The following is a 1,059-nucleotide window of genomic DNA, read 5'->3' on the forward strand; positions in this document are numbered from 1 at the left end:
ATCAAACTGAAAGGAGAATCGAACATGCGTGATCCAGGGGCATTGATCTCGACCGAGGAGCTCGCAGCCGCGCTCGGCCAGCCGGAACTCCGCGTCTACGACTGCACGACCTATTTCGAACCGCCGGCGCCGGAGAGCCCCAACCCGTATGTCTCCGTGTCCGGACGGCACAGATTTGAGGAAGCGCACATCCCCGGGGCCGACTACCTCGACCTGCAGGGCGAATTTTCCGATCCCGACACGCGGCTCCACTTCATGATGGCGGCGCCGGATCGGCTCGCCGAGGCGTTCGGCCGACATGGCCTCGGGGCCGGCAGCCGCGTCGTGCTCTACAGCGTCGGCACGATGATGTGGGCGACGCGCTTCTGGTGGATGCTGCGCGCGCTGGGCTTTGACGGGGCAGCTGTGCTCGACGGCGGCTTTGAAAAATGGCGGGCGGAAGGACGCCCGACCGAGACCGGGCTAGCGCGCGGTAATCCGCCTGCCCGCTTCACGCCCAGCCCGCGCCCAGGCTTCTTCGTCGACAAGAACGCTGTAAAAGAAGCCATTGGACAAACCAGCACCGTCATCGTCAGCGGGAGCAATCTCCGCTGGCTGCGATCCAGCGACATCGGGCCAAGCGGCGGGCATGCCCTCAGGACCGTGGGCATGGAGCTCGCCCAGGGCCTCGAACCCGGCCGCTACGGGCAGCCGGTATTGATCCCGGGGAGCGTCAAGGTCCCGGCTGCGAGCTTGGTCGACCCGTCCCAGAAGACCTTCGGCGTGCTCGCCGATGCCCAAGCCAAGTTCGCCGCCCAAGGCGTGACCAAGGATCGGCGGGTCATCTGCTATTGCACCAGCGGCGGCGCGACCACCATCGACCTGTTTCAGCTTTACCAGCTGGGCTACGACAACCTCACCCTCTATGACGGCTCCATGGACGAGTGGGCGCACGACCCCGCATTGCCAATCGAGATCGACTGATCCCTGTCGGAGGTAGCCCCGAAGATCAGGCCGGGGGCGAACTGAATCCGAGCGTCGCAGCGCACGATGCGGACCATCTCGCTCAGCGCTGTGACG

General features: G+C 65.5%; 1 protein-coding gene. It reads left to right on the forward strand.

The window, feature by feature from the left end:
- On the forward strand, positions 1-963 hold a 963-nt coding region (locus J3489_RS37240; protein ID WP_207005777.1), incomplete at its 5' end, for a sulfurtransferase.
- Between the last annotated feature and the right edge of the window lie 96 nt (positions 964-1,059).

The organism is Trinickia mobilis, from assembly GCF_017315705.1.
GTDB classification, from domain to species: Bacteria; Pseudomonadota; Gammaproteobacteria; order Burkholderiales; family Burkholderiaceae; genus Trinickia_A; species Trinickia_A mobilis.